General features: G+C 67.7%; 1 protein-coding gene. It reads left to right on the forward strand.

The features are described 5' to 3' along the window. Positions 1–118: 118 nt before the first annotated feature. Positions 119–898: pyridoxal-dependent decarboxylase (locus tag EOA33_RS37015; RefSeq protein WP_245482583.1), on the forward strand; the 780-nt coding region annotated here is incomplete at its 3' end.

The raw sequence follows: 898 nt of genomic DNA on the forward strand, positions 1-898 counted from the left end.
ATCCCGGGGAGCCGGCGGATCCGCCGCTGCCGGTCTGACGGAAAACCCTTGCCGGTGGCGATGCCGGTTTTGTGCTAATCAAGTCCAGTGGTTTCGCATGCATCAAGGGGGCAGGGCTATGAAGGCGCTCGAAATCTCCAATCAGGATTTGTCGCGGCTGGCGGACGAGGCGATGGACCTCGCCACGACCTATTGGGCCTCGCTCGATGACCGTCCGGCCTATCCGTCGACCAGCGGCAGGGAGACAACCGAACTCTTCTCGCGGCCCTGGGCCGAGGAGGGCAGGGGCCGGGACGTCCTGCACGACTTCAAGTTGATCGCCGAGCATGCGCGACCATCCGCTGGCAGGTTCTTCGCCTACGTCTTCGGTTCCGGCGAGCCGGTGGGGGCGGTGGGAGAATTGCTGGCGGCGGTGCTCAATCAGAACGTGTCCTCGTGGCGATCCGCGCCGGCGGCGACATCGATCGAACACGCCGTCGTCGGATGGCTGGCGCAGGCCGTGGGCTGCGCCGGTTTCACCGGCAGCCTCTGCGGCGGCGGCTCGGCGGCGAACCTGATGGCGCTGGCGATGGCGCGGGAAGCAAAGCTGCCGGCCAATGAAACGGGAGTGCGCGGCGGCGTGGTCTATGCGTCCGAGCAGGTGCACATGTCCATACCCAAGGCGGTGGCGCTCATCGGCGTCGGCAGGGCGAACCTGCGCCTGATACCCGTCGACGACCAGTTCCGGATGCGACCCGACGCTCTCCAGGCAGCCATCGCCGCCGATCGCGCGGCAGGACAAATCCCCATCGCGGTCGTCGCCACTGTCGGCACCATCGTCTCCGGCGCGATCGATCCGCTGCCCGAGATCGCCGGCATCGCCGGACGCGAGGGCATGTGGCTGCATGTCGACGGCGCC

The sequence above is a fragment of the Mesorhizobium sp. M4A.F.Ca.ET.050.02.1.1 genome (assembly GCF_003997725.1).
In the GTDB taxonomy this organism is placed as follows: domain Bacteria; phylum Pseudomonadota; class Alphaproteobacteria; order Rhizobiales; family Rhizobiaceae; genus Mesorhizobium.